The sequence below is a fragment of the Clostridium psychrophilum genome (assembly GCF_018861705.1).
GTDB lineage: Bacteria > Bacillota > Clostridia > Clostridiales > Clostridiaceae > Clostridium_AD > Clostridium_AD psychrophilum.
Genome location: NZ_JAHLEC010000197.1, coordinates 1 through 2,916 on the forward strand (window position 1 = coordinate 1; position 2,916 = coordinate 2,916).

The window sequence follows — 2,916 nt, forward strand, 5'->3', positions numbered from 1 at the left end:
TCCATAGTGATTATCCTCCTGTGTGTTTTAGTTTAGGCGATTAAAGCATAACACAGAATTAATCCACTATGGATTTCTTATTGGTTCAACTTCATTTTACAACAGGTCATTTACATATAAATCATATATAGCATAAATTGAGAATAACATCTAAGAGAAGGGTAAAGGGGAATTAAGTTATGAGTGAAACACATAGTGAGATAATTCTAGTAATAGATTCAGGATGCGATTTACCGCTAGAGTATATTAAACAAGATAATATAGTACCATTAGGTTTAATATGTAACTTTAAAGGTAAAGCAATAAAGGATGATTTCGGGGAAAAGTTTACTCGAAAGGACTTTTATAATGCTTTGAGACAGGGAGAGATGCCTACTACATCTCAAATAAATAGTCAAAGATTTGTTGATGTCTTTAGAAAGCACGTTTTGCAAAAAAAATCAATTATATATATTGCTATGTCATCTGCATTAACAGGAACTATAAACAGTGCAAATATAGCAAGGGGAACTATACTTGAAGAGGTAGCATCCGCTGATATAAGTATAGTTGACAGCAAATGTGCAAGTCTTGGTGAAGGACTTTTAGTTTATTATGCCTATGAGATGTTAAAAAAAGGTAAAAATAAACAAGAGATAGTTACATGGCTTGAAGAGAATAAACTAAAGATTAATCATTGGTTTACAGTTAATGATTTAAACCATCTTAAAAGAGGTGGGAGAATATCCAATTCTGCAGCAGCTGTTGGTAGCTTACTTAATATAAAACCTGTTTTATTTGTGGACAATGAAGGTCGGCTTATTCCATATTCTAAATGCCGAGGTAGAAAAAAAGCGATAAATACACTAGCACAAATATATAAAGAAAGAACAGACCCTAAAAAGGAGCAAGTTATTGCCATAGGGCATGGTGATTGTTTTGAAGATGCACTAACTTTAGCATCATTAGTTCGTCAACATGGAAATGTTAAAGATATTATTTTTAGTTATGTTGGTACTGCAATAGGGTCCCATACAGGACCTGGAATATTAGGATTATACTTTATAGCCAAAGAAAGATAAAAATCAAATGTATTAGAGGATCACTTGACGTGACCCTCTATTTTAGTTTAAGAGTAGATTATATATTGAAAAAACATTACTTATTGTATTTAAATATAAGCATATAGAAATATTAGTTGATGTATAATTTTAAATTATGAATATAGAATAGTAGACTAGTACAATTATAGAAACAAATGAAATGAAGATGCCATAGGACATCTTCATTAGATAGTATTTACGATGATTTTTTTTTGTCTTTTCCTAATTTTTTAGATTCTTTGGAAAATCCTATTTCATTAGCAGTTTCCATTTTCATTTTATCTAACTCTTTTTTTGTCTTTGGGTTTGATTTTTTATTATCTTTGCTGTTTTTATTGTCTTTATGTGACATTATAAAATCCTCCTTATAATGATTAAAAGTAAAAAATAATTAATTGCTTTTAATATTAGTATTTCAATATTAATATAACCAAATTTATGAAATATATGTGCAAAGAACGTTATTTATTTGATTGTTCATTTTAATGTTATAATTAGTATTATTAACAAAATACATAGTAGTGAATAAAATTAGGAGGGAATAATGATATGAATAAAAATATAGGATTTATAGGCTGTGGGAATATGGCAAGGGCTATGATAAGTGGAATAGTTATATCAAATTTAGTTTCTAATAAAAATGTAATAGCAAGTAATCCATCACAAAAGAGTTTAGATAAGGTAAAAGAGAAATATAACGTTTTAGTAACAAATGATAATAAGGAAGTTGCAAAATTTTCTGATATAGTAATATTAGCTGTAAAGCCTTATAAATACTATGAGGTTATTGATGAGATAAAAACATATTTAAAAGACAATGTAGTTATAATAACTATAGCAGCAGGCATTACACTTGATCATATGAGTAATGCATTAGGGGATGAGGCAAAGGTTATAAGAACTATGCCGAACACCCCAGCGCTTGTTGGCGAGGGAATGAGTGCTCTGTGTGCTAATAAAAATATAACTAAAAGTGAATTGCAAGAAGTAATACAAATTTTTGAAAGCTTCGGCAAGATTGAGATATTAGAGGAAAAACTTATTGATGTCGTTCCATCTGTTAGTGGATCATCTCCTGCATATGTGTATATGTTTATTGAAGCGTTAGGAGATGGGGCTGTACTCCAAGGAATGCCAAGAAATAAGGCTTATAAAATGGCAGCTCAAGCGGTACTAGGTTCGGCTAAAATGGTGCTTGAGACCGGTGAGCATCCAGGAAAACTTAAAGACGATGTATGCTCACCTGGTGGAACTACGATAGAGGCGGTATACACCTTAGAAAAGAATAATTTTAGGGGATCGGTAATTTCAGCAATGGAGAGTTGCACGGAAAAGGCAATTAAAATGGGTAATAAATAGTAGATAAGAAAAAAATTATAAATTACAATATTATGTGTAAATAAATTAAAATTATTTGAGAAAATTTGGTATAGGTTTAAAGTGATAACACACTTTATAAACCTATACCTTTTTTATAATATTTATATAAACATTATGAGGAATACTTATCGCATTCAGAACATATAAATTTATTATGAATTAAAATACAATAAATCTATTGACATGCGAACAAATGTTCGGTATTATATAAACATAACATATTAAGACAAAATAACTGTAAAATATTTATAAATGTATAATTATTTCATTCCTAGCGTCTTAATTTTATAGGTAACTGCATTTAAAAAAATTTAAGAGGTATTTAGAAGATAGTTTAGTAGATTATGAGTGTACTCGGAAAACAATAATTAACAATTCCATATTTGAGGAACAAAAGTATTTATTTGGATGTAATACTATAAGTGAAATAATAGCAGGTATGACAAAAAGGCTT

Annotated in this window: 3 protein-coding genes; 2 read left to right on the top strand and 1 reads right to left on the bottom strand. The window is 29.3% G+C overall.

Annotated elements, in window-relative coordinates:
* The first annotated feature begins 179 nt into the window (after positions 1–179).
* Positions 180–1,061, top strand: a complete 882-nt coding sequence (locus KPL38_RS18790) for a DegV family protein (protein ID WP_216290663.1) — start codon at positions 180–182, stop codon at positions 1,059–1,061.
* 217 nt (positions 1,062–1,278) lie between these two features.
* Here KPL38_RS18790 and KPL38_RS18795 read toward each other — a convergent pair whose 3' ends face one another.
* Positions 1,279–1,434 carry a small, acid-soluble spore protein, alpha/beta type gene (locus KPL38_RS18795; protein ID WP_216290664.1) on the bottom strand — a complete coding sequence of 52 codons (156 nt, stop codon included), beginning with the start codon at positions 1,432–1,434 and terminating at the stop codon, positions 1,279–1,281.
* A 197-nt stretch (positions 1,435–1,631) separates the two neighbouring features.
* Between KPL38_RS18795 and proC the strand changes: the two genes are divergently transcribed.
* Positions 1,632–2,441 (top strand): pyrroline-5-carboxylate reductase, encoded by an 810-nt coding sequence (gene proC, locus KPL38_RS18800; protein WP_216290665.1) that lies wholly within the window; start codon positions 1,632–1,634, stop codon positions 2,439–2,441.
* The last annotated feature ends 475 nt before the right edge of the window (positions 2,442–2,916 follow it).